Source organism: Duganella lactea (assembly GCF_009857505.1).
Classification (GTDB): Bacteria; Pseudomonadota; Gammaproteobacteria; order Burkholderiales; family Burkholderiaceae_D; genus Rugamonas; species Rugamonas lactea.
In genome coordinates, this window is record NZ_WWCP01000031.1 from 36,785 (window position 1) to 58,559 (window position 21,775).

At 64.9% G+C, this 21,775-nt stretch carries 20 protein-coding genes and 2 pseudogenes; 14 read left to right on the forward strand and 8 right to left on the reverse strand.

Going from position 1 to position 21,775, the window contains the following annotated elements; all coding sequences use genetic code 11:
- Window positions 1-30: 30 nt before the first annotated feature.
- Both eda and edd read right to left on the reverse strand, forming a co-directional pair.
- Entirely contained in the window at window positions 31-657 is a 627-nt protein-coding gene (gene eda, locus GTP44_RS20640; RefSeq protein ID WP_161020885.1) for a bifunctional 4-hydroxy-2-oxoglutarate aldolase/2-dehydro-3-deoxy-phosphogluconate aldolase, read from the reverse strand.
- A 1-nt stretch (window position 658) separates the two neighbouring features.
- Window positions 659-2,581: a phosphogluconate dehydratase gene (gene edd, locus GTP44_RS20645; protein WP_160991052.1), complete on the reverse strand. Its 1,923-nt coding sequence runs from the start codon at window positions 2,579-2,581 to the stop codon at window positions 659-661.
- A gap of 222 nt (window positions 2,582-2,803) precedes the next feature.
- On the opposite strand from edd, the gene pgi reads away from it, so the two are divergent.
- From pgi to GTP44_RS20695, 10 genes are all read left to right on the forward strand, one after another.
- Window positions 2,804-4,456: a glucose-6-phosphate isomerase gene (gene pgi, locus GTP44_RS20650; protein ID WP_161020886.1), complete on the forward strand. Its 1,653-nt coding sequence runs from the start codon at window positions 2,804-2,806 to the stop codon at window positions 4,454-4,456.
- 26 nt (window positions 4,457-4,482) lie between these two features.
- A complete protein-coding gene (locus GTP44_RS20655; RefSeq protein WP_161020887.1) occupies window positions 4,483-5,382 on the forward strand; it encodes an SMP-30/gluconolactonase/LRE family protein in 900 nt (299 codons plus the stop codon).
- 180 nt (window positions 5,383-5,562) lie between these two features.
- Window positions 5,563-7,035, forward strand: coding sequence for a glucose-6-phosphate dehydrogenase (gene zwf / locus GTP44_RS20660; protein ID WP_161020888.1), 1,473 nt, complete (start codon window positions 5,563-5,565; stop codon window positions 7,033-7,035).
- Window positions 7,035-7,889 (forward strand): SIS domain-containing protein, encoded by an 855-nt coding sequence (locus GTP44_RS20665; protein ID WP_160991048.1) that lies wholly within the window; start codon window positions 7,035-7,037, stop codon window positions 7,887-7,889. Before zwf ends, GTP44_RS20665 begins: the two co-directional genes overlap by 1 nt.
- A gap of 60 nt (window positions 7,890-7,949) precedes the next feature.
- Window positions 7,950-9,389, forward strand: coding sequence for an ATPase domain-containing protein (locus GTP44_RS20670; RefSeq protein ID WP_161020889.1), 1,440 nt, complete (start codon window positions 7,950-7,952; stop codon window positions 9,387-9,389).
- 9 nt (window positions 9,390-9,398) lie between these two features.
- The gene (locus GTP44_RS20675; RefSeq protein WP_160991046.1) at window positions 9,399-9,797 is read left to right on the forward strand and encodes a response regulator; all 399 of its coding nucleotides are present in this window, start codon (window positions 9,399-9,401) and stop codon (window positions 9,795-9,797) included.
- A gap of 3 nt (window positions 9,798-9,800) precedes the next feature.
- Window positions 9,801-10,664: an EamA family transporter gene (locus GTP44_RS20680; RefSeq protein WP_161020890.1), complete on the forward strand. Its 864-nt coding sequence runs from the start codon at window positions 9,801-9,803 to the stop codon at window positions 10,662-10,664.
- A gap of 60 nt (window positions 10,665-10,724) precedes the next feature.
- Window positions 10,725-11,660 carry a transaldolase gene (gene tal, locus GTP44_RS20685; protein ID WP_161020891.1) on the forward strand — a complete coding sequence of 312 codons (936 nt, stop codon included), beginning with the start codon at window positions 10,725-10,727 and terminating at the stop codon, window positions 11,658-11,660.
- 101 nt (window positions 11,661-11,761) lie between these two features.
- Complete coding sequence (locus GTP44_RS20690; RefSeq protein WP_161020892.1) at window positions 11,762-12,835, forward strand: patatin-like phospholipase family protein; 1,074 nt, start codon at window positions 11,762-11,764, stop codon at window positions 12,833-12,835.
- An 86-nt stretch (window positions 12,836-12,921) separates the two neighbouring features.
- Window positions 12,922-14,664 (forward strand): methyl-accepting chemotaxis protein, encoded by a 1,743-nt coding sequence (locus GTP44_RS20695; RefSeq protein ID WP_161020893.1) that lies wholly within the window; start codon window positions 12,922-12,924, stop codon window positions 14,662-14,664.
- Here GTP44_RS20695 and hemW read toward each other — a convergent pair.
- The 5 genes and pseudogenes from hemW to GTP44_RS20720 all read right to left on the reverse strand — a co-directional run.
- On the reverse strand, window positions 14,661-15,911 hold the full coding sequence (gene hemW / locus GTP44_RS20700) for a radical SAM family heme chaperone HemW (protein WP_161020894.1): 1,251 nt from the start codon (window positions 15,909-15,911) through the stop codon (window positions 14,661-14,663). The genes GTP44_RS20695 and hemW overlap by 4 nt on opposite strands.
- Complete coding sequence (gene rdgB / locus GTP44_RS20705) at window positions 15,908-16,492, reverse strand: RdgB/HAM1 family non-canonical purine NTP pyrophosphatase (RefSeq protein WP_160991040.1); 585 nt, start codon at window positions 16,490-16,492, stop codon at window positions 15,908-15,910. Before rdgB ends, hemW begins: the two co-directional genes overlap by 4 nt.
- A gap of 52 nt (window positions 16,493-16,544) precedes the next feature.
- Entirely contained in the window at window positions 16,545-17,615 is a 1,071-nt protein-coding gene (locus GTP44_RS20710; protein WP_161020895.1) for a substrate-binding domain-containing protein, read from the reverse strand.
- Window positions 17,616-17,636: 21 nt separating this feature from the next.
- Window positions 17,637-18,371 (reverse strand): ribonuclease PH, encoded by a 735-nt coding sequence (gene rph / locus GTP44_RS20715; RefSeq protein WP_161020896.1) that lies wholly within the window; start codon window positions 18,369-18,371, stop codon window positions 17,637-17,639.
- 176 nt (window positions 18,372-18,547) lie between these two features.
- Window positions 18,548-18,679 (reverse strand): annotated as a pseudogene (locus GTP44_RS20720) (serine/threonine protein kinase); the annotation flags it as partial.
- A gap of 88 nt (window positions 18,680-18,767) precedes the next feature.
- On the opposite strand from GTP44_RS20720, the gene GTP44_RS20725 reads away from it, so the two are divergent.
- Window positions 18,768-19,658, forward strand: coding sequence for a YicC/YloC family endoribonuclease (locus GTP44_RS20725; RefSeq protein WP_160991037.1), 891 nt, complete (start codon window positions 18,768-18,770; stop codon window positions 19,656-19,658).
- A 52-nt stretch (window positions 19,659-19,710) separates the two neighbouring features.
- Here the strand turns inward: GTP44_RS20725 and GTP44_RS20730 are convergent, their stop codons facing one another.
- Complete coding sequence (locus GTP44_RS20730) at window positions 19,711-19,998, reverse strand: putative quinol monooxygenase (protein WP_161020897.1); 288 nt, start codon at window positions 19,996-19,998, stop codon at window positions 19,711-19,713.
- Between the two features lie 48 nt (window positions 19,999-20,046).
- Between GTP44_RS20730 and GTP44_RS20735 the strand changes: the two are divergent.
- The 3 genes and pseudogenes from GTP44_RS20735 to rpoZ all read left to right on the forward strand — a co-directional run bounded on the left by GTP44_RS20735 (window position 20,047) and on the right by rpoZ (window position 21,744).
- Window positions 20,047-20,790 (forward strand): annotated as a pseudogene (locus GTP44_RS20735) (DUF72 domain-containing protein).
- Between the two features lie 86 nt (window positions 20,791-20,876).
- Window positions 20,877-21,515 carry a guanylate kinase gene (gmk, locus tag GTP44_RS20740; protein ID WP_160991034.1) on the forward strand — a complete coding sequence of 213 codons (639 nt, stop codon included), beginning with the start codon at window positions 20,877-20,879 and terminating at the stop codon, window positions 21,513-21,515.
- 25 nt (window positions 21,516-21,540) lie between these two features.
- Window positions 21,541-21,744 carry a DNA-directed RNA polymerase subunit omega gene (gene rpoZ / locus GTP44_RS20745; RefSeq protein ID WP_005665923.1) on the forward strand — a complete coding sequence of 68 codons (204 nt, stop codon included), beginning with the start codon at window positions 21,541-21,543 and terminating at the stop codon, window positions 21,742-21,744.
- Window positions 21,745-21,775 lie beyond the last annotated feature (31 nt).

Sequence of the window (21,775 nt, forward strand, 5' to 3'; positions counted from 1 at the left end):
AAAAACGACGCCGTAGCGTCGTTGGTGGGCTTAGGCGCGCAGGGCGCTGGCGGCTTTGGCCAGGGCGGTGATCTTGTCCCACTCGCCGTTGGCGATCAGGTCTTTCGGCGTCAGCCACGAGCCGCCGACGCACGCCACGTTCTTCAGCTTGAGGAACTGCGGCGCGGTCTCGATCGAGATGCCGCCGGTTGGGCAGAAGGTGACGTCAGGCAGCGGGCCGCCGATGCCGTTCAACATGCCGACGCCGCCCGCCGGCACCGCCGGGAACAGTTTCAGCTGCTTGAAGCCCTGCTCGCGCGCGATCATCACTTCGGATGGCGTCATCACGCCCGGCAGCAGCGGCAGGCCGCTGCTTTTGGCGGCGGCGATCAGCGCCGGCGTCAGTCCCGGCGATACGCCGAACACCGCGCCGGCGTCGCGCGCGGCGGCGAATTCTTCCGGCATCGTCAGCGTGCCGACGCCGACGATGGCGCCATCCACCGACGTCATGGCCTTGATCGCGCCCAGACCGTGCTGGGTGCGCAGCGTGACTTCCAGCACGCGGATGCCACCGGCCACCAGCGCTTTGGCCAGCGGAACCGCATGTTCAGGGTCGTCGATCGCGATCACCGGGATGACGGCCGAAGTACGCATAATATCGAGAAGAGACAGAGTCATATCAGGCATCTTTCTTGGTCGAGAAATCTTCGTCGGAACCCGGCACGGTGTTACCGACCGGTTCTTTTTCATGCAGATTCACCGTGGTGGCGATCGGCGAGGGCAGCGGGAAAGTGGTGGCGCCCTGCTCCGCTTCGGACACGCTGTTGCGGAACATGGAGAACAGTTCGCGCCCCATGCCCACATGGTTGACCGACATGTCGGCATGCGCCATGGAGCGCGCGTGCCACACGGCGGAATCGACGATCGCCTCCAGCGTGCCGGTTTCGGCGCACACTTTGATGATGTCGCCGTCGCGCACCAGGCCCAATGGGCCGCCGGCCAGAATCTCCGGCGACACGTGGATCGCCGCCGGCACCTTGCCCGACGCGCCCGACATGCGGCCGTCGGTCACCAGCGCCACCTTGCGGCCGGCGTCCTGCAGATTGGCCAGCGCCGGGGTCAGAGCGTGCAGTTCCGGCATGCCGTTGGCGCGCGGGCCCTGGAAGCGGATCACGGCCACGAAGTCGCGATCCAGCTGACCGGCCTTGTACGCGTCCATGAAGTCTTCCTGCGAATTGAACACCAGCGCCGGCGCCTGCACGGTGCGGTGCTGCGGCTTCACGGCCGACACCTTCATCACCGCGCGGCCCAGATTACCCTTCACCAGCACCATGCCGCCGTCCGGCGAGAACGCCGCGTCGACCTTGCGCAGCACCTTGTCGTCGCCGGAGACCAGCGGCGCGTCTTTCCACACCACGCCCTTGCCCCCCTCGCCCAGGAACGGCTCGGCGCAGTGCGCGCGCAGGCCCTTGCCCAGAATCGTGGTGACGTCGTCGTGCAGCAGGCCCGCGTCCAGCAGTTCGCGGATGACGAAACCGGTGCCGCCGGCGGCGTGGAAGTGGTTGACGTCCGCTTCGCCGTTCGGGTAGATGCGGCACAGCAGCGGCACCACTTTCGACAGCTCGTCGAAGTCGTTCCAGTCGATCACGATGCCGGCCGCCTTGGCGATGGCCACCAGGTGCAGCGTGTGGTTGGTCGAACCGCCGGTGGTCAGCAAAGCCACCAGCGCGTTGACGATGGCTTTTTCATCGACAATGTGGCCGACCGGGAGGTATTCGCTACCTTGGTCGCTGATCACGGCGGCGCGCTGGGCGGCGGCCTTGGTCAGCTCATCGCGCAGCGGCGTGTTCGGGGTGATGAAGGCGGCGCCGGGCAGGTGCAGACCCATGACTTCCATCAGCATCTGGTTGGAATTGGCGGTGCCGTAGAAGGTGCAGGTGCCGGCGCCGTGATACGACTGCGACTCGCCTTCCAACAGCTCGGCGCGGCCTACCTTGCCTTGCGCGTACAGCTGGCGGATCTTGGCTTTCTCGGAGTTGGACAGGCCGGAAGTCATCGGCCCGGCCGGCACGAACACCGCCGGCAGATGGCCGAAGTGCAGCGCGCCGATCAGCAGGCCCGGCACGATCTTGTCGCACACACCCAGGTACAGCGCCGAGTCGAACATATTGTGCGACAGCGCCACGGCGGTCGACATGGCGATCGCGTCACGCGAGAACAGCGACAACTCCATGCCCGGCTGCCCTTGCGTGACGCCGTCACACATGGCGGGCGTGCCACCGGCGAATTGCGCCACCGCGCCCACTTCGCGCACCGCTTGTTTGATGATTTCCGGGAAGCGCTCGAACGGCTGGTGCGCCGACAGCATGTCGTTGTAGGCCGAAACAATCGCCACCGATGGCTTCTTCACCTCTTTCAGCACCAGCTTGTCGTTGGCCGGGAAAGCGGCAAAGCCGTGCGCCAGGTTGGTACAAGCCAGCGTGCCGCGCTGCGGGCCCTTGACGCGGGCCGCCTCAAGATGCGCCAGATACGCGCCGCGCGAAGGTTTGCTACGTTCAATAATGCGATTGGTGACAGTTTCCAGTACTGGATGCAACGCCATGATCGTTCCTTATGAATGGATTGCGTGAAATTTTACTACAAATAATCGACATCCACCGCTTTTATTAGCTGGCTGGCGGCTGCTGGCGGTGTGTTGACGGATGCGCGACACGGCACGACCATCCTTCCAAGACTGCAAAAATTCAGGCGCCACGCTGAAACCGTAGTGAATTTACCGAATTTTCCTGTATCATTCCGTCATCCTCCCCCTATTCACAACATTATGCGCTCGCCTGCACTCACTTCCACCGCCAGTTTCAAAGCCCTCGAATCCCACGCCGCCGAAGCCAGGGACTGGCAACTGCGCTCGCTGTTCGCGCACGACGCCCAGCGTTTTCCCAAGCTGACGGTCGACGCGGCCGGCCTGTTCCTGGACTATTCCAAGAATCGCCTGAACACCGCCACCATCGGCCTGCTGCTGGATCTGGCCCGCGAGCGCGGCGTGGAGCGCCAGCGCGACGCCATGCTCAATGGCGAGAAGATCAATCTTACCGAACAACGCGCCGTGCTGCACACCGCGTTGCGCATGCCGCGCGGCAAGCAATTGGTGGTCGACGGCCAGGACATCAACGCCGACGTGCACGCGGTGCTCGACCATGTGAAGGAATTCACCGACCGCGTGCGCGGCGGCCAGTGGCTGGGCTACAGCGGCAAGCAGATCACCGACATCATCAACATCGGCATCGGCGGCTCGGACCTCGGCCCGAAGATGGCCGTGCTGGCGCTGCGCTCGTACTCGCATCCGCGCCTGAAGATGCACTTCGTGTCCAACGTTGACGGCCATGACATGGACGCGGCGCTGGCGCAGGTCAATCCCGAAACCACGCTGTTCATCGTCGCCTCCAAAACCTTCACCACCGCCGAGACCATGCTGAACGCGGGCACCGCCCGCAACTGGTTCCTGCAAAGCGGCGGCAAGCAGGAAGACCTGGCCAAGCACTTCGTGGCGGTATCGACCAACACCAAGGCGGTGGCCGAATTCGGCATCGACACCGCCAATATGTTCCCGTTCTGGGACTGGGTTGGCGGCCGTTATTCGGTGTGGTCGGCGATCGGCCTGTCGGTGGCGCTGGCGGTGGGCTTCGGCTACTTCGCCGATTTCCTGGCGGGCGCGCACGCGATGGATGAACACTTCCGCGAGGCGCCGCTGGAACAGAACATGCCGGTGCTGCTGGCGATGGTCGGTTTCTGGAACCGCCAGTTCCTGAACGCCGGTTCACTGTCGATCGCGCCGTACCATCAGGATCTGAACCGCTTCCCGGCCTATCTGCAACAGCTGGACATGGAGTCCAACGGCAAGCGCGTGACGCGCAACGGCGACGCGGTCGATACCGTCACCTGCCCCGTGGTCTGGGGCGAGTGCGGCACCAATGCGCAGCACGCGTACTTCCAGCTGCTGCACCAGGGCACCGATGTGACGCCGATCGATTTCATCGCCGCGCTGCGCGCGACGCACGATCTGGCCGGCCATCATGACGCGCTGCTGGCCAACTGCTTCGCGCAGTCGGAAGCCTTCATGACCGGCAAGACCGCCGATGAGGTGCGCGCCGATCTGGCGGGCCAGAACCTGACGCCGGAGCAGATCGAGGCGCTGGTGCCGCATAAGACGTTCCCCGGCAACCGTCCGTCGAACACGATTCTGATGGATCAGTTGACGCCCGGCGCACTGGGCGCGCTGATTGCGCTGTATGAGCACAAGACCTTCGTGCAGGGTGTACTCTGGGACGTCAACAGCTTCGATCAGTGGGGCGTGGAGCTGGGCAAGGTACTGGCCAGGAATATCCAGTCGGAGTTGAGCGGCGAGGCGCAGCCGGATCGTCACGATAGTTCGACCAATGGCCTGATTGGCATGGCCAAGGCGGCGCAGCACATCTAACCCGACCGACAGGGACCAACACCAGCATGAGCAATCCACCTATCACCGTAGCTTACGACGCCGTCATGCAGACCGGCGAGTGCCCGTTGTGGCATGCGCGGGAACAGGCGCTGTATTGGGTCGACATTCCGGCCTTTACCGTGCACCGCCTCGATCCGGCCAGCGGCGCGCATCGCGCATGGAAGCTGCCCAGCGAGCCGGCGACGCTGGCGATCAGCGACCAGGGCGGCCTGGTGGTGGCGATGCGCAGCGGCTTCGCGCATCTGGACACCGGCAGCGATGAAGTCAGGCTGACGCAAATCGTCGCGGCGCCTTACGATCAGTCGATCACGCGTTTCAACGACGGCCATGTGGACCCGGCGGGCCGCTTCTGGGTCGGCACCATCTACGAGCCGCGCGACCAGCCGGCGGCGCAGATGTTCGTGCTGGAACAGGGCAAGCTGCGCCAGGCCTGGTCGGGCGGCATGACCAACTCGAATGGGTCCGGCTTCAGCCCCGACCAGAAAACCATGTATCACGCCGACACGGCGGCGCATCGGGTGTATCGTTATGACTACGATGTGGCCGCCGGCACGGTGGCCAACCAGCGCGTGCTACACCAGTTCTCGGCCGACAAGGAGCACCACTACGGCGGCCGCCCGGATGGCGCCGCGGTGGACAGCGAAGGCAATTACTGGGTGGCGATGTTTGAGGGCGCACGGATCGTCAAGCTGTCGCCGCAAGGCGAGCTGCTGGGCGAGATCGGATTGCCGGTGCGCTGCCCGACCATGCCGGCGTTCGGCGGACCGGACCTGCGCACCTTGTACGTCACCAGCGCGGGCGCGCGTCCGACGGCGGAACTGGCGCAGTATCCGCTCAGCGGCAAGCTGCTGGCGATGCCGATGCAGGTCGCCGGCCGCGCCGAACCGGCCTATCGCTGGCGCTGATCCACGTCACGCCCGCGCAGGCGGGAGCCCATGGAACGCCTGCCCTGCGCCACTCTGTAATGCACTCTGTAATGTAGTAAAATTTCTTGCAAAGCACCTCTATAAGTAGTAAATTTACAGTAGCGGCCGCACCAGCTCGCGGCCATTCCTCCGGCACTTTTTTGCGACGATTTTCATATTATGGCTCTTTCCGATTTTGATCTGGTTCTGTTTGGCGGCAGCGGCGATCTGGCGATGCGCAAATTGCTGCCCGCGATGTACGCCCGCGACGTCGCCAACGACTTGCCGCCAACCGCCCGCATCATCTGCGTCGGCCGCGCGGACGCCAGCCAGGAGGAATTCCTGCAAACCGTCGAGACCACCTCCAAGCCGCTGATCAAATCGCCGGCGGTGATTCCCGCCGCGTGGGAACGCTTTACCAAGCGCATCGTCTACGTATCGCTCAACGCCACCGACGCCGGCAGCTACCAGGGGCTGACCGAGGCGCTGCGCAAGGAAGACGCGATCACCAAGGTCTACTACCTGGCGACGCCGCCGGCGATCTTCGCCAAAATCTGCGAGAACCTGAAACAGAACGGTCTGGTCACGCCGAATTCGCGCGTGGTGCTGGAAAAGCCGCTGGGACGCGACCTGGCCTCGGCCAAGCAGATCAACGCCGAAGTGGGCAAGGTGTTCGAGGAATCGCAGATCTACCGGATCGACCACTACCTCGGCAAGGAGACCGTGCAGAATCTGCTGGCCCTTCGCTTCGGCAACATCCTGTTCGAGCCGCTGTGGCGCCGCGAGTGGATTTCCGACGTGCAGATCACCATCGCCGAAAAGCTCGGCGTCGGCAACCGCCTCGGCTACTACGACACCTCGGGCGCACTGCGCGACATGCTGCAAAACCACCTGCTGCAACTGCTGTGCATCGTCGCCATGGAGCCGCCGACCTCGATCGCGCCGGACGCCGTGCGTGACGCCAAGCTGCAAGTGCTGCGCTCGTTGAAAAAATTCACGCCGACCACGCTGGCACAGAATATCGTGCGCGGCCAGTACCGCGCCGGCCACGTCGATGGCAAGGCCGTGCCGAGCTACCGCGACGAGCCGGACGCGCCGGAACATTCGCGCACCGAGACCTTCGTCGCGATGAAGGCGGAAATCGACACCTGGCGCTGGGCCGGCGTGCCGTTCTACCTGCGCACCGGCAAGCGTATGGCCGATGGCCTGGCGGAAATCGTGGTGCGATTCAAGCCGATCCCGCATTCGATCTTCAACCAGCCGACCAACAGCTTCCAGCCCAACTCGCTGGTGATCCGCTTGCAGCCGGACGAGGGCCTGCGCATGAACCTGATGGCGAAAACGCCGGGCGACGGCATGCGCCTGAAACAGGCGGAGCTGGAACTGGACTTCCGCGAGCAGTTCAAGTCGCCGCGCATGGAGGCTTACGAGCGCCTGCTGCTCGACGTGCTGCGCGGCCAGCTGACGCTGTTCATGCGCGGCGACGAGCTGGAAGCGGCGTGGGAATGGGTCGAGCCCATCCTCAACAGCTGGGAGTCGGAAGACAGCTACCCGCTGCCGTATGCATCGGGCACCTGGGGTCCGGCCGCCGCCTCGGCGCTGATCGGCCGCGACGGTTTGCAATGGCGTGAAGAAGTGTTGCCGGAAGACTGATGCTACTCGACTCCATCCGCACCCAACTCGACTCGCTCTCCAAATCGGAGCGCAAGGTGGCACTGGCCGTGCTCGAACACCCGACGCAAACGGTCAACCAGAACATCACCGCGCTGGCCAAAAGCGCGCAGGTGTCGGAACCGACCGTGGTGCGCTTTTGCCGCACGCTGGGCTACGACGGCTGGCATGAGTTCAAGCTCAAGCTGGCCCAGGGTCTGGCGCTGGCACTGCCCGGCCTGAACGAGCAGCCGGCCCAGGACGACCTCGCGGCCGACCTGGTCAACAAGATCTGCAGCCGCTCGATCAACACCCTGCTCGACCTGCGCAACAACCTGAATCCGGAACAAATCCAGAAGGCGCTGGACATCTTATCCAAGGCCAACAAGATCGAGTTCTACGGCCAGGGCACGTCCGGCATCGTGGCGGCCGACGCCCAGCACAAGTTCTTCCGCTCCGGCGTGCCGACCGTGGCCTATGCCGATCCGCACATCCACAGCATCGCCGCCGCCCTGCTGCGCACCGGCGACGCGCTGGTGGCGATCTCGCAGCGCGGCAACAGCCCGACGCTGGTGCGCTCGGTCAAGCTGGCGCGCCGCGGCGGCGCCGACGTCATCGTGCTGGCGCCGTCCGGCACGCCGCTGGCCGACCTGGCCACGGTGCTGATCCCGATCGACCTGATTTTCAACACCGACCCGTACACGCCGATCTCGGCGCGGCTGGCCTATCTGGTGGTGATCGACGTGCTGGCGGTGGGCCTGGCGCTGCAGCGCGGTCCGGAATTCCGCAAGAAAATGCAGAACGCGCAGAAGGCCTTGCAGGAGTTCGACCTGCAGTTCGATTCGTTTATCGGGTGACGGCGGCTATCGCAGTTGTGCTACAGTGCGGTTTATTTGCCGCATTCACAACCTTGCGCCATGCACAACCGTTCCCTCCAGCGCATCCCTCTGCTCCGTACCAGCGTCCCCGGCCTGGATGAGATTCTCGGCGGCGGCTTTCCCGCGCACAGCCTGTACCTGATCCAGGGCCTGGCCGGCAGCGGCAAGACCACGCTGGCGTGCCAGATCGGTTTCGAGCAGGCGCACCAGGGCAAGAAAGTCCTGATCCTGACGCTGATCGCCGAAACCCACGGCAAAATGCTCAATCATTTGAGCAATTTCTCGTTTTTCGACGACCAGCTGGTCGACGACCGCATCGTGTTCCTCGGCGCCTACCACGACCTGCTCAAGGGCGGCCTGCGCCAGTTGCTCAAGTCGATCGCCGCCTCGCTGGCCGAGCAGCGCCCCGACCTGCTGATCATCGACGGCTTCCGCACCGTGCGCGAGGCCAAGCCGTCGGACGTGGCGCTGTCGGAATTCATGCTGTCGCTCAACTCGCTGGTGTCGACCATGGCCTGCACCACCTTCCTGCTGTCGCCGACCGAGGGCAATGTGGCCGATTCGGAAAACACGCTGGTCGACGGTCTGATCGAACTGAGCCAGTACGAGCGCGGCCTGCAGCTGATCCGCGAAATCAAGGTCTTCAAGCTGCGCGGCTCCAAGCACCTGCTGGGCCGCCATGTGTTCGAGGTGGGCCAGGACGGCGTCGCCATCTATCCGCGGCTGGAAGCGGTCAGCAGCCAGTCGCCGGCCATGCCGGGCGCGGCGGCCGGCCGGGTCAGCTTCGGCATCGACGGCTGGGACCAGCTGACACGGGGCGGCGTGGCGCGCGGCTCGACCACCGCGCTGCTCGGCAATCCCGGTGTCGGCAAAACGCTGATGGCGCTGCACTTCATTCTCGACGGCCTGAAGCGCGGCGAGCAGGCGCTGTTCGTCGGTTTCCACGAATCGCCGCAGCGGCTGCTGGAAAAAGCCCGCAGCGTCGGCCTCGACCTGGCGCCCTACTTCCACAGCGGCGCGCTGCAGATCATCTGGCATCCGCCGCTGGAAGTGCTGGTCGACAGCCTGGCCCACCACCTGCTGGAGAACATCGAGCAGCGCGGCGTCACGCGGCTGGTAATCGACGGCATCGACGGCCTGCGCGAGATCGTCATGCACGAGGGACGTTCGCGCTCCTTGCTGGCGGCGCTGGTCAACGAACTGCGGGGGCGCAACGTCACCACCTTCTTCACCCAGGAACTGCCCTACTTCGGCCACAGCGCGGTGCAAAGCGACGCCAACGCCTCGATGCTGTTCGAGAACATCGTGCTGCTGCGCTACGTTGACGTGTCGGGCGTCAACGTGCGCCAGATCGGCGTGCTCAAGCTGCGTGAAAACAGCTACGACGCCGCCAATCACCTGCTGCTGATTGCGGACGAGGGCATGAGCATCAGCGGGCCGGTGCCGCTCACCGTGCCGCCCCCGATGCCGAACCGCTAGCGTGGCGTCATGAGCGAGCATCCCGCAATCATCGACAGCAACCCGGATGGCAAACTCATCCTGGTGGTCGACGACGAGTTCGACGTGCTGTCGGCCTACAGCATGCTGTTTGAATTCCGCGGCTTCCGCGTGCGCACCGCCGCCAACGGCGTCGAAGCGCTGGCGGCGGCACGGCGCGAGCGGCCCGACATCGTGGTGTCCGACTATATGATGCCGGTAATGAACGGGGCCGACTTGTGCGTCGCCTGGCGCGACGATCCGGCGCTGCGGCCCATTCCCTTCATCCTGGCCAGCGCCGGCATCATGCCCAGGGACGTGCGGCCACCCTACGACGTGTTCTTCCGCAAGCCGGTGCCGTTCGACACGCTGCTGGACGAAATCAACCAGTTGATCGCGCGCCGGAGCTAGGCGGTGGACGGAGCGGTCGCCAGCGTCGTCCTGTTTGCCGCGCTGTTGCACGCCGCCTGGAACGCGCTGGTCAAGGCCGGCCCCGACAAATACCTGACCACCGTGCTGGTGGCCTGCGGCGCCGGCCTCGTATCGCTGCCACTGCTCCCCTTCGCCGCCGCGCCGCACGCCGATAGCTGGCCGTGGCTGATCGCCTCCGCCTGCTGCCAAGTGATCTACTACCGCCTGCTGGCCGCAGCCTACCAGCACGGCGACATGAACCTGGCCTACCCGCTGATGCGCGGCACCGCACCGCTGCTGGTGGCGCTGGCCAGCGTGCCGCTGCTGGGCGAACGCCTGCACTGGCGACAGGACGTCGCCATCATGCTGATCTGCGGCGGCGTGCTGACCCTAACCATCCTGCGCGGCGCCAGCGTCGGCGCCGACACCGCCGCCAACCGCAGGGCACGCCGCCGCGCCACCATCTACGCCCTGCTCAACGCCGCCGTCATCGCCGCCTACACCATGATCGACGGCATCGGCGCGCGCCGCTCGGGCGCGCCGGCCGGCTACGCCATGTGGCTGTTCGTGCTCACCGCCGTCATGCTGCTGCTCTGTTCCACCAGCCGCTGGCGCGAACTACCCGCCTACTCCCGCACCCACGCCCGCGTGACGCTGCTCGGTGGCCTGGGCACCCTATCCTCTTATGGACTGGCACTATGGGCCATGACCTCGGCGCCGGTGGCCGCCGTCGCCGCCCTGCGCGAGACCTCGATCCTATTTGCCGCCGCCATCGCCGCCCTCTTCCTGCGCGAACGGCTGGCCCCAGGCCGCATCCTGGCCCTGACCCTGATCGCCTGTGGCGCAATTGTCATGCGGCTAGGCTAAGCGGGCCGGGTTAGGAGTAAAATAAGCCCGACAACCACTCTGATCAAAACGGCAGCGCTTATGAACCAACTCGAACAGCTCAAGCAATACACCACCGTGGTGGCCGACACCGGCGACTTCCAGGCCATACAGCAGTACACCCCGCGCGACGCCACCACCAATCCATCGCTGATACTGAAGGCGGTGCAGAAGCCGGAATACCAGCCGCTGCTGGAAAAAGCCGTGCGCGACAACCTGGACGCCTCGACCGGCGACGTCATCGACCAGCTGCTGGTGGCCTTCGGCAAGCAGATCCTGAGGGTGATTCCCGGCCGCGTCTCGACCGAGATCGACGCCGCCCTGTCGTTCAACACCGCCGCCTCGGTGGCCAAGGGCCGCGAGCTGATCAAGCTGTACGAGAAAAACGGCGTTGACCGCGAGCGCGTGCTGATCAAGATGGCCTCGACCTGGGAAGGCATCCGCGCCTCGGCCCAGCTGGAGAAGGAAGGCATCCACACCAACATGACGCTGCTGTTCTCGCTGCCACAGGCGATCGCCTGCGCCGAGGCCGGGGCCAAGCTGATTTCGCCGTTCGTCGGCCGCATCTACGACTGGTACAAGAAATCGACCGGCATCGACTACCAGGGCGCCGACGATCCGGGCGTGCAATCGGTCAAGCGCATCTACAACTACTACCGCAAGTTCGGCTACCAGACCGAGGTGATGGGCGCCAGCTTCCGCAACACCGGCCAGATTCTGGAACTGGCCGGCTGCGACCTGCTGACCATCAGCCCGGACCTGCTGCAACAGCTGGCCGACAGCAGCGCCCCGGTCGAGCGCAAGCTCAAACCGGACGCCGGCGGCGGCGCGCCGATCGGCAAGATCTCGCTCGACGAGGCGGCCTTCCGCTTCATGCTCAATGAAGACGCGATGGCGACCGAGAAGACCGCCGAAGGCATCCGCGCCTTCGTGGCCGACACCGCCAAGCTGAAACAGATCATCTCCGGCATGCGCTAGAAAATACGGTGTCAGGTCTGACATTCGCACACGGGCTCAACTGCGAAGCAGTTGAGCCCGTGTGCGAATGTCAGACCTGACACCGTACTCTTGGATAGCCTATGACTTCTCCGATTACGATTCGCCTTGGGCAGCGGGCGCGGCAGCGCATTGCCGCCGATGGCGTTCAGGCGGCAGATATCGCCATCGTGCCGGCCGCCGCCGGTGGTCCCAAGGGACTCATCCTGCATGGCCTCGATTGCTGGATGTTCGGCGAGTTCTTCCGCCAGGCGCCGCGCCAGCGCCGGCTCATCGGCGCCTCGATCGGCGCCTGGCGCATGGCCGCCTCGGCCTTCGATGATCCGGTCGCGGCGCACCGGCGGCTGGCGCGCCTGTACGCCGGCCAGCGCTATCCGGCCAAGGTGACGCCGGCCTACGTGTCACAAACCTGCCGCGCGCTGCTCGATGAACTGCTCGACGGCTGCGGCGCCGAGCCGCTCACGCATCCGCACCATCAGCTGTCGGTCATCACCGCGCGCGGCATTGGCGCCCTGCGCGACGCCCACGGCACCCGCTGGCGCGAGCTGGCCGGCTTTCTGCTTGCCGCCGCCGGCAACGCGCTGTCGCGCAAGCGCCTGGCGGCGTCGATGGAGCGCGTGATCTTCCACCATCCGCTGGACGATGGGCGCTGGCTGCGCGACGACTTCGATGCCTTCGCCAATCACTTCGTCGACCTGTCGCCGCAAAACCTGCGCGACGCGCTGCTCGCCTCGGGCTCGATTCCGCTGGTGCTGGAGGCGGTCTCCAACCTCGCCGGCGCGCCCGCCGGCGCCTACTGGGACGGCGGCTTGATCGACTATCACCTGCACCTGCCCTACCAGCGCGATCCCGGCCTGGTGCTGTACCCACACTTCAGCGATTATCTCGTGCCCGGCTGGCTCGACAAGTCGATGCCGTGGCGCCGCGCGCGCGACCAGGCGCTCGACAATATGATCCTGGTGTCGCCCTCCGCCGCGTTCGTCGCCAGCCTGCCCAACGCCAAGTTGCCGGATCGCAAGGACTTCCATGTCTACGGCCAGGACCACGCGCGCCGCAACCGCGACTGGCTCCACGCCATCGGTGAAAGCGAGCGCCTGGCCGAGGCCTTCGCCCGCTGGTGCGAGCGGCCGGACCTGAAGCAGGCGAGCGGCTTTTAAACTGTTACCAAACAGCAACAGAGCGTACACTTCGCCGCCGGACTGGCGCATACTGAAATCCTGCTTTTCCAGTAGGAGTGAGGATCATGAACGTTCTGTCGCAGATGCGCATCGGCACCCGCCTCGCCATCGGTTTCGCCGTGGTGCTGTTGCTGGCGATCCTGGCCACCACGGTGGCGCTGGTCAACGCCCGCGCCACCGCCGAGGCCACGCGGGCGATGATGGAAAAGCCGCTGGCCAAGGAGCGCCTGGTGTCCGACTGGTATGTGCTGCTTTACTCGGCCGTGGCGCGCACCGAGCTGATCGCGCGCAGCAAGGACGAGACGCTGCCCACCGTGTTCGCCGACGTGATCGCGGCCAGCAGCAAGCGCGGCGCCGAATTGATGGGCAAGGTCAAGGAGCTGGTCGTCTCCGATGAGGAACGCGCCATCTTCGACACCGTGACCAACTTGCGCAACGTTTATCAGAAGGCTAAAAGCGACGTCGGCAACGTCCGTAAAACCGGCGACGACGCCGCCGTCGACGCCGTGTTCAAAGGCGCGTTCGTGCCCGCCGCCAAAGCCTACCAGGGCAAGGTCAATGAACTGCTGGCCTACCAGCGCAAGGCCATCGACGACACCGCCCACGCCATCGACGCCGCCAACGACCGCGCCAACGCGCTGCTGATGGTGCTGGCCGCGCTGATGGTGGCCATCGGCTCGGTGGCGGCATGGGTTATTTCCCGCTCGATCACGGTGCCGCTGAAGTCCGCCGTGGATATCGCCGCCACCGTGGCCAACGGCGACCTGACCACGCAGTTCGCGGCCGACACCAGCAAGGACGAAATCGGCGATTTGATGAAGGCGCTGCGCGGCATGAACGACGCGCTGCGCCATGTCGTCAGCCAGGTGCAGAGCGGCACCAGCACCATCGCCACCGCGTCCAACGAGATCGCGTCGGGGAATATGGACCTGTCGCAGCGCACCGAGGAACAAGCCAGCTCGCTGGAGGAAACCGCGTCGTCGATGGAGGAGCTGACGTCGACCGTGCGCCAGAACGCCGAGAATGCGCGCCAGGCCAACCAGCTGGCGCACGCGGCGTCCGAGGTGGCCGAAAAAGGCGGCTCGATCGTGGGCCAGGTGGTCAACACCATGGGTTCGATCAACGATTCGTCGCGCAAGATCTTCGACATCATCAGCGTAATTGACGGCATCGCGTTCCAGACCAATATCCTGGCGCTGAACGCGGCGGTGGAGGCGGCCCGCGCCGGTGAGCAGGGCCGCGGCTTCGCGGTGGTGGCGTCCGAGGTGCGCAATCTGGCGCAGCGCTCGGCCGGCGCGGCCAAGGAGATCAAGGAGTTGATCGGCAATTCGGTCGAACAGGTGGACATCGGCTCGAAGCTGGTGCAGCAGGCCGGCAGCACCATGGACGATGTGGTGGCCAGCGTGCGCCGCGTCACCGACATCATGGGCGAGATCACATCGGCCAGCAGCGAACAGAGTATCGGCATCGATCAGGTCAACACCGCCATCGGCCAGATGGATAGCGTGACGCAGCAGAACGCGGCGCTGGTGGAGCAAGCCGCGGCGGCGGCGGCCAGCATGCAGGAACAGGCGGCGCGGCTGGCCGAGGTGGCGTCGTCGTTCCGGCTGGGACATGAGGGTGTGCACGCAGCGCCGGCGACCGCCAGCAAGCCGAAACCGAAGCTGGCGCCGGCCAAGCGCCCCGCCCCGGCCAAAACCGCGGCGCCGGTCGCGGCGAAACGGGCGGCACCGAAGCTGGCCAGCGCCAGCCGCGCCACGCCCAAACCCGCCACTGTCGGTAGCGACAAGGACTGGGAAGAGTTTTAGCCCTTCAGGAACATCTCCTGCAGATCATTGAGGAAGCGCTGACCGAGATGGGTCGGCTTGATGATCTGGTGGTCGCGGTAGAGCAGCCCCTTGGCCTCCGCCGCGTTGAGCTGCCGGTCGATGGCGTTGATGCTCATGCCGGTGCGCTCGCTGAACAGGTTGGGATCGAAACCGCCGTGCAGGCGCAGCGTATTGAGCATGAACTCGAAGCCCATGTCGTCGCGCTGGATTTCATACTCTTCCTGCACCGGCGTGCCGCGCGCCACCTGCTCCATGTAGGCCTTCGGCTGCTTGTAGCGCGCCTGGCGCAGGATGCGGTGCGGGAACGACAGCTTGGAGTGCGCGCCCGCGCCGATGCCGAGGTAGTCGCCGAACTCCCAGTAATTGAGGTTGTGGCGCGCGCGCTTGCCGGGCTTCGCATACGCCGAAATCTCGTACTGCTGGTAGCCGTTGGCGGCGGTCAGCGCGGCGATCATGTCCTGCATGTCGGCGCTGGCGTCGTCGTCCGGCAGCGCCGGCGGATACTTGGCGAACAGCGTGTTCGGCTCCATCGTCAGATGGTACAGCGACAGGTGCGGCGGATTGAACGACATCGCCGTCTCCACATCCAAGCGCGCCTCTTCCAGTGTCTGCGACGGCAGCGCGTACATCAGGTCCAGATTGAAGTTGTCAAAGTTGGCGACGGCGATGTCCACCGCGCGTTTCGCTTCGTTGTCATCATGGATGCGGCCCAGCGCCTTCAGGTGGCGCGCATTGAAACTCTGGATGCCGATCGACAGCCGGTTGACGCCACTGGCGCGATAGGACTTGAACTTCTCCGCCTCGAAGGTGCCGGGATTGGCTTCCATCGTGATCTCGCAGTCGCTGTCCAGCGGCAGCAGGGTGCGCACGTCGGACAGCAAGCGGTCCAGGCCCGCCGCCGACATCAGGCTGGGCGTGCCGCCGCCGATAAAGATCGTGCAAATCTTGCGGCCCCAGATTAGCGGCAAGGCCTGTTCCAGATCAGCGCGCAGCGCGTCCAGGTATTCCTGCTCCGGGAAGGCGCCGCCCTCCTTCGCTTCATGCGAGTTGAAATCGCAGTACGGGCATTTGCGCACGCACCACGGGAAGTGTATGTACAACGACAGCGGCGGCAGCGCCGTCAGATTCAACGCGCCGCCCTGCAGATACTTGGCGGCGACGCCGGATGCCTCGCTGATGTCGCGCGCTGGCTTGCTGCTGGCGCCGACGATTTTAATCGGGATCATTTCAGTTTCTCTACCAATGCGCGCAGCGCCTGGCCGCGATGCGACAAGGCGTTTTTCTGTTGCGGCGCCAGCTCGGCGGCGCACTTGCCCAGCGCTGGGATGAAGAAGTAGGGATCGTAGCCAAAACCGCCCTCGCCGCGCGGCGTGTCGACCATGACGCCGTTCCAGCGGCCATCGGCGATGATCGGCTGCGGATCGTCGGCGTGACGCACGAACACCAGCACGCAGTAGTAGTAGGCCGACTTGTCGTCGTGCCTGGCCAGTTCGGCGATCATTTTCTCGTTGTTGCGGGCGTCCGATTTCGGCTCGCCGGCAAAGCGCGCAGAATACACGCCGGGCGCGCCGCCCAGCGCATTCACGCACACGCCGGAATCGTCGGCCAGCGCCGGCAGGCCGGTGATGCGCGAGGCGTGACGCGCCTTTTGCAGTGCGTTTTCGACAAACGTGTGAAAAGGTTCATCCGCTTCCGGGACGTTGTATTCGCCCTGGGCGTGGACGGCGAAGCCCACGGTGGACAGCAGTTCGTTGAACTCTTTCAGTTTGCCCTGGTTGTTGGAGGCAAGGATCAGGCGTTGGCTCATGATGGATCGGCTACGTAAAGCAAGGAAGCCGACATTGTACCCCTTGCCGCCGCTACTTCGCCTGGTCGCCGCGGATCTGCCAGATCCGCCGGTAAGCCTGCCGGTACGGGATATCGGCCTCGATATCGGCGCCGCGCGGCGCCGCCAGAAAAGCCTGCGTCACCATGATGGGCTCACTCACGTAGCCGCTCGGCGGATGGCCGGCGAAGGCGCGGTTGAATTCGTCGGCGATCTGCCAGCCCTGCTGGCTGGCCGGTTCCGCCACGGTGGCCATCTGCTGCGACATGCCGGAGCCGATGCGGCTGATCGCCACCGCCGAGCCGTCGCCGGCGGCGACATTGCGGATATCGGCGCGCCGCTGCGACACCAGCGCGACATTCATCGCATCGAAATAGGCGTCGTTGATGGCCAGGTTATGCGTCCAGGCCCTGCCGTGCTGGCGATTCAGGCGGGCGACGGCATCCGGCACGCTGGCGCGCGCCTGCTCGATGCGGATATTCTCTATCGCCAGCAGCTTGCAGTGCGCGCAGCGGGCGATGATCTGCGCCATGCGCCCCGCCTTGACGTTCGCGATGGGAAAACGGTCATCGTTAAAGATCACCACGCCGACCGGCCCGGTGGCGCTGTTGATCACGAATTCGGCGGCGATCCGCGCCACTTCCTCCGGCGCGGTGCTGACATTGGTGAACAGTGGCCGGGCCGGTCCCGGCAAGGCGGCGGCGTGCCAGCCCACCAGCACCACGCCGGCCTGCCTGGCCTGTGGCAGCTCGGGCGCCAGGATGTCGGTATCGAAGCCGCCGATGACGATGCCGTCGATCCGCTGGGCGACGGCGCCGCGGAAGGCGGCGCGGATCAGGTTATGGTCGCCGTGGCCATCCACCAGTTCCAGTTGCCAGCCTAGTTCCCTGGCGGCGGTGAACAGGCCGCGATAGGCGGCGGTGATGCCGCCATTGCGTAAATCGTAGGAGATGAAGGTGATGCGCTTGTCGCGCTGCGCGGCCGGTCCGGCGACCGGGCCGGTCCAGGGCGCGGCGACGGCGGCCTGCCAGCAGGCTAAAGCCGACAGCAACGCCACGCCCGCAAGGCATCGCGTCGCCAGTTTGCCGATGTGGGATACCTTCATGGACCCTCACCAAAAAAATATCTATGCGCCGATGCCCAGCGCCTGCTTTTGCAGCTTGACCAGATCGGCGATGCCGCCCTGCGCCAGGTCCAGCAAACGGTTCATGCCGGCGCGGTCGAAGGCGGCGCCTTCGGCGGTGCCCTGCACTTCGATGAAGTGGCCGGCGTCGGTCATCACCACGTTCATGTCGGTGTCGCAGTTGGAGTCTTCCACGTAGTCCAGGTCCAGCACCGGCATGCCTTGATACACGCCGACCGAGATCGCCGCCACGAAGTGCTTCAGCGGGATCGCCGGGATCGCGCCACGCGCCACCAGCTTGGAGAAGGCGTCATACGCGGCCACCATGGCGCCGGTGATCGAGGCGGTGCGGGTACCGCCGTCGGCCTGGATCACGTCGCAATCAAGATGCAAGGTGCGCTCGCCGAAGGCTTCCAGGTCGAACGCGGCGCGCAGCGAGCGGCCAATCAGGCGCTGGATTTCCTGCGTGCGGCCGGACTGCTTGCCCTTGGCCGCCTCGCGGTCCATGCGGCTGTGGGTGGAGCGCGGCAGCATGCCGTATTCGGCGGTCAGCCAGCCCTGGCCCTTCCCTTTCAGGAAACCCGGCACCTTCTCTTCAATGCTGGCGGTGCAGATGACCTTGGTGTCGCCGCATTCAATCAGCACCGAGCCTTCGGCGTGCTTGGTGTAGTCGCGGGTCAGGCGCAGGGCGCGCAGCGCGTCGACCGGGCGGCGGCTGGGACGGGATACAAAAGTCATACAGTTCCTTATTCATGGGTTGGTGAAGCCGGTGCGGCGCGCACCAGTTCTTCGTCCGGCAGCATAGACCACAAGCCGGCGGAATACAACGGCGCGGGCCGGGCATGCTGACGATCGCGCGGATGAGAAATTCATCTACTTTCACGCCGCCGGCGCGCTGGTTCCGGACCGGCCTTGGCGACCGTGCGCCCCGCTCTGTCATGTGCGAGGCAAACAATACTGAACCCACCGGACGCAATTTTCTTTACAATGCGATATCCAGCAATTTCCAGACCATCCGGTAGCGAGGCGTTGTTCTGTGGGGCCATCAGGTTCCTCGCTTCGACCACTTGATTGTGTTGATAAATCACTGTTTTGTAAAGATTAAATCGGGGATATCCATTGAGCATTTCCAGCATGACGGGCTACGCTGTCGCCACAAGTGAGAGTGCGGCGGGAACACTGACGATCGAAATCAAAAGCGTCAACTCGCGGTTTTTAGACTTGCAGTTCCGAATAAACGACGATTTGCGCGCGCTTGAACCCGATTTACGCTCGGCGATCATGGCCGCCATCACCCGCGGCAAGGTGGAGCTGCGGCTCAGCTTCGGGCGCAAGGCCGCCACCGCCGGCACGCAGGCGCTGAATCTGCCTTTGCTGACCGAGCTGCAACGCCTGCAGGGCGAAGTCGGCGGCCTGTTCCCCGGGGTGCAAACGATGTCCGTGGCGGAATTGCTGCGCTGGCCCGGCGTGATCGAAGAGGCGCAGATCGGCCAGGAATCGCTGCAGGCGGATGTGGCCGCCCTCGCCGCGCGCACCATCGCGGCCTTTGTCACCAGCCGTCAGCGCGAAGGCGCGGCGCTGGAAGCGATGCTGATGTCGCGCATCGAGGCGATGGAAGGCATCGTCAAGCGCATCACGCCGCTGATTCCGCAGGTGGTGGCGGCGTTCCAGCAGAAGGCCATCGAGCGCATGCAGGATGCGCTGGGGCTGGCGTGCCAGGGATCGAATTCGGCGCTGTCGCGTCAGGACGCGCTGGAGCGCATCCGCCAGGAAGTGATCCTGTACGGCATCCGCATCGACGTGGCCGAGGAGCTGGGCCGGCTGTCGGCGCATCTGACCGAAACCCGTCACATCCTGAAGAAAGGCGGCCAGGTCGGCAAACGCCTGGACTTCATGATGCAGGAGCTGAACCGCGAAGCCAACACGCTGGGCGCCAAGGCCTCGGTCAAGGAACTGGCCGACGCCTCGATGGAGCTGAAACTGCTGATCGAGCAAATGCGCGAGCAGGTGCAGAACCTGGAATAATCAAAAGGAGCCGCGGCTCCTTTTTTTACGTCCGGATTATCCGGGTCCGTGCTTACAAGACCTGATTGAGCTTGAGGATCTGCAGGTCGGCCTTGCCGCCGATGCGGTCGACCAGTTGCTGGAAGTGCGGCGTGGCTTCGTGTTCGGCCAGCGCGGCTTCGTCGCGCCAGGCTTCGAGCATGATGAAGCTGGCGTGGTTGCCCAGATCGATGTGCAGGTCGTAGCGGATGCAGCCGGCCTCGGCGCGACTGGGTGGCACGACCTGTTGCAGCGCCTCGCGCACCAGCACTTCGTAGCCCTCTTGGGCCGTGATGGTGGCGACGATGATCAGCTCTTTCATGGTATATCCCGTGGTCGGCTAAAACCCCATACTATCAGGAGACGGATCATGGCGCAGATCAGGGCGGGCATCGGCGGCTGGGACTTCGCGCCGTGGCGGCAGAGCTTCTACCCGCCCGGCCTGCCGCTCAAACAGCAGCTGGACTACGCCAGCCGGCAGCTGACCAGCATCAAAATCAACGGCACCTTCTACCGCACCGCCAAGCCCTAACACTACGCCAGCTGGGCCGAGAAAACGCCGGACGATTTCGTCTTCTCGGTCAAGGCCACGCGCTACGCCACCCACCGCAAGGTGCTGGCCGAGGCCGGCGAATCGATCGCGCGCTTCATGGACAGCGGCCTAACCGAGCTGGGCGACAAACTCGGCCCCATGCTGTGGCAGCTGGCCGCCACCAAACAGTTCGATCCGGACGACATCGCCGCCTTCTTCAAGCTGCTGTCGGCCAGGCTCGGCAAGCGCACCTTGCGGCACGTGCTGGAGCCACGCCACGACAGCTTTCTGTGCGACGAGTACCTCCAGCTGGCCCGCAAGCACCAGGTCGCCACCGTCATCACCGACTCGCCCAAATTCCCCCACTTCGACCGGATCACCGGCGACTTCGTCTACCTCCGTCTGATGGACGCGCGCGGCGACATCGACACCGGCTACACCAGGCCGGCCTTGAAGCAATGGCTGAAGCAGGCACAGGCCTGGCAGGCCGAGGCGCAGTCCGGCCAGGTCTACGTCTACTTCATCAACGGCGCCAAGGAGCGGGCGCCGGCGGCGGCGCGGCAGTTCCTGTCTCTGCTGTAAATTGAACCGCTGCCCTTGCTCTTGGTAAAATACATCTTTGGGCGACGCTCACCGAGTCGTCCGCTGACGTTTTTGAAAGATCCCCCATGAGCTCAAGCAAGGCATTTTCGGGCAGCCTGATCGTCGTCGCCGCGCCGTCCGGCGCCGGCAAGTCGACGCTGGTCAACGCGCTGCTGGCCCAGGAACCGACCATCAAGCTGTCGATTTCCACCACCACCCGCGCGCCGCGGCCGGGCGAAACCCACGGCGTGCAGTACTACTTCACCAGCGCCGACGATTTCGTCGCGCGCGCCAAGGACGGCGAGTTCCTGGAGTGGGCCGAGGTGCACGGCAACTACTACGGCACCTCGCGCCTGATGGTCGAGGAGCAGATGCAAACGGGCACCGACGTGCTGCTGGAAATCGACTGGCAGGGCGCGCGCCAGGTGAAGAAACTGTTCCCGCAGGCGGCCGGTATTTTCATCCTGCCGCCGTCGATCGCGGCGCTGGAGGAACGCCTGAACAAACGCGCCACCGACGAGCCGCACGTGATCACCAAACGGCTGCTGGCGGCGGGCGGCGAAATCGCCCACGCGCCCGAGTTCGAGTATGCTATTATCAACGAAGAATTCGACGTCGCGCTGTCGGAATTGACCGCGATAGTCCGAGCGGCCCGTTGCCGGTTTGCGCAACAAGCGGCACGCAACGCCTCGCTCTTTGCCCAACTGGGCATCCACGCTGAATAAATACACAAGATTTTAGGAGTTTTAGATGGCCCGCATTACGATTGAAGATTGTCTGAAAAACGTACCGAACCGTTTCCAGCTGACCCTGGCCGCGACCTACCGCGCCCGCCAACTGCTGCAAGGCCACACCCCGAAGGTCGAAGCCAAGGACAAGCCCACCGTCGTCGCCCTGCGTGAAATCGCCGCCGGCAAGGTCGGTCTGGAAATGTTGAAGAAAGTCCCAATGTAAGTTGGGCTGCGTTCCCCTCGGTGTGAATGTG

What these genes read in the sequence shown, in the direction of transcription:
- GTP44_RS20710 (WP_161020895.1), bottom strand. Translation starts at nt 17,615, where the DNA reads ATGAAGGTATCCCACATCGGCAAACTGGCGACGCGATGCCTTGCGGGC.
- rph (WP_161020896.1), bottom strand. Translation starts at nt 18,371, where the DNA reads ATGACTTTTGTATCCCGTCCCAGCCGCCGCCCGGTCGACGCGCTGCGC.
- edd (WP_160991052.1), bottom strand. Translation starts at nt 2,581, where the DNA reads ATGGCGTTGCATCCAGTACTGGAAACTGTCACCAATCGCATTATTGAA.
- pgi (WP_161020886.1), top strand. Translation starts at nt 2,804, where the DNA reads ATGCGCTCGCCTGCACTCACTTCCACCGCCAGTTTCAAAGCCCTCGAA.
- GTP44_RS20725 (WP_160991037.1), top strand. Translation starts at nt 18,768, where the DNA reads ATGACGGGCTACGCTGTCGCCACAAGTGAGAGTGCGGCGGGAACACTG.
- hemW (WP_161020894.1), bottom strand. Translation starts at nt 15,911, where the DNA reads ATGATCCCGATTAAAATCGTCGGCGCCAGCAGCAAGCCAGCGCGCGAC.
- eda (WP_161020885.1), bottom strand. Translation starts at nt 657, where the DNA reads ATGACTCTGTCTCTTCTCGATATTATGCGTACTTCGGCCGTCATCCCG.
- GTP44_RS20695 (WP_161020893.1), top strand. Translation starts at nt 12,922, where the DNA reads ATGAACGTTCTGTCGCAGATGCGCATCGGCACCCGCCTCGCCATCGGT.
- GTP44_RS20690 (WP_161020892.1), top strand. Translation starts at nt 11,762, where the DNA reads ATGACTTCTCCGATTACGATTCGCCTTGGGCAGCGGGCGCGGCAGCGC.
- tal (WP_161020891.1), top strand. Translation starts at nt 10,725, where the DNA reads ATGAACCAACTCGAACAGCTCAAGCAATACACCACCGTGGTGGCCGAC.
- rpoZ (WP_005665923.1), top strand. Translation starts at nt 21,541, where the DNA reads ATGGCCCGCATTACGATTGAAGATTGTCTGAAAAACGTACCGAACCGT.
- GTP44_RS20655 (WP_161020887.1), top strand. Translation starts at nt 4,483, where the DNA reads ATGAGCAATCCACCTATCACCGTAGCTTACGACGCCGTCATGCAGACC.
- GTP44_RS20730 (WP_161020897.1), bottom strand. Translation starts at nt 19,998, where the DNA reads ATGAAAGAGCTGATCATCGTCGCCACCATCACGGCCCAAGAGGGCTAC.
- GTP44_RS20675 (WP_160991046.1), top strand. Translation starts at nt 9,399, where the DNA reads ATGAGCGAGCATCCCGCAATCATCGACAGCAACCCGGATGGCAAACTC.
- GTP44_RS20665 (WP_160991048.1), top strand. Translation starts at nt 7,035, where the DNA reads ATGCTACTCGACTCCATCCGCACCCAACTCGACTCGCTCTCCAAATCG.
- zwf (WP_161020888.1), top strand. Translation starts at nt 5,563, where the DNA reads ATGGCTCTTTCCGATTTTGATCTGGTTCTGTTTGGCGGCAGCGGCGAT.
- GTP44_RS20670 (WP_161020889.1), top strand. Translation starts at nt 7,950, where the DNA reads ATGCACAACCGTTCCCTCCAGCGCATCCCTCTGCTCCGTACCAGCGTC.
- gmk (WP_160991034.1), top strand. Translation starts at nt 20,877, where the DNA reads ATGAGCTCAAGCAAGGCATTTTCGGGCAGCCTGATCGTCGTCGCCGCG.
- rdgB (WP_160991040.1), bottom strand. Translation starts at nt 16,492, where the DNA reads ATGAGCCAACGCCTGATCCTTGCCTCCAACAACCAGGGCAAACTGAAA.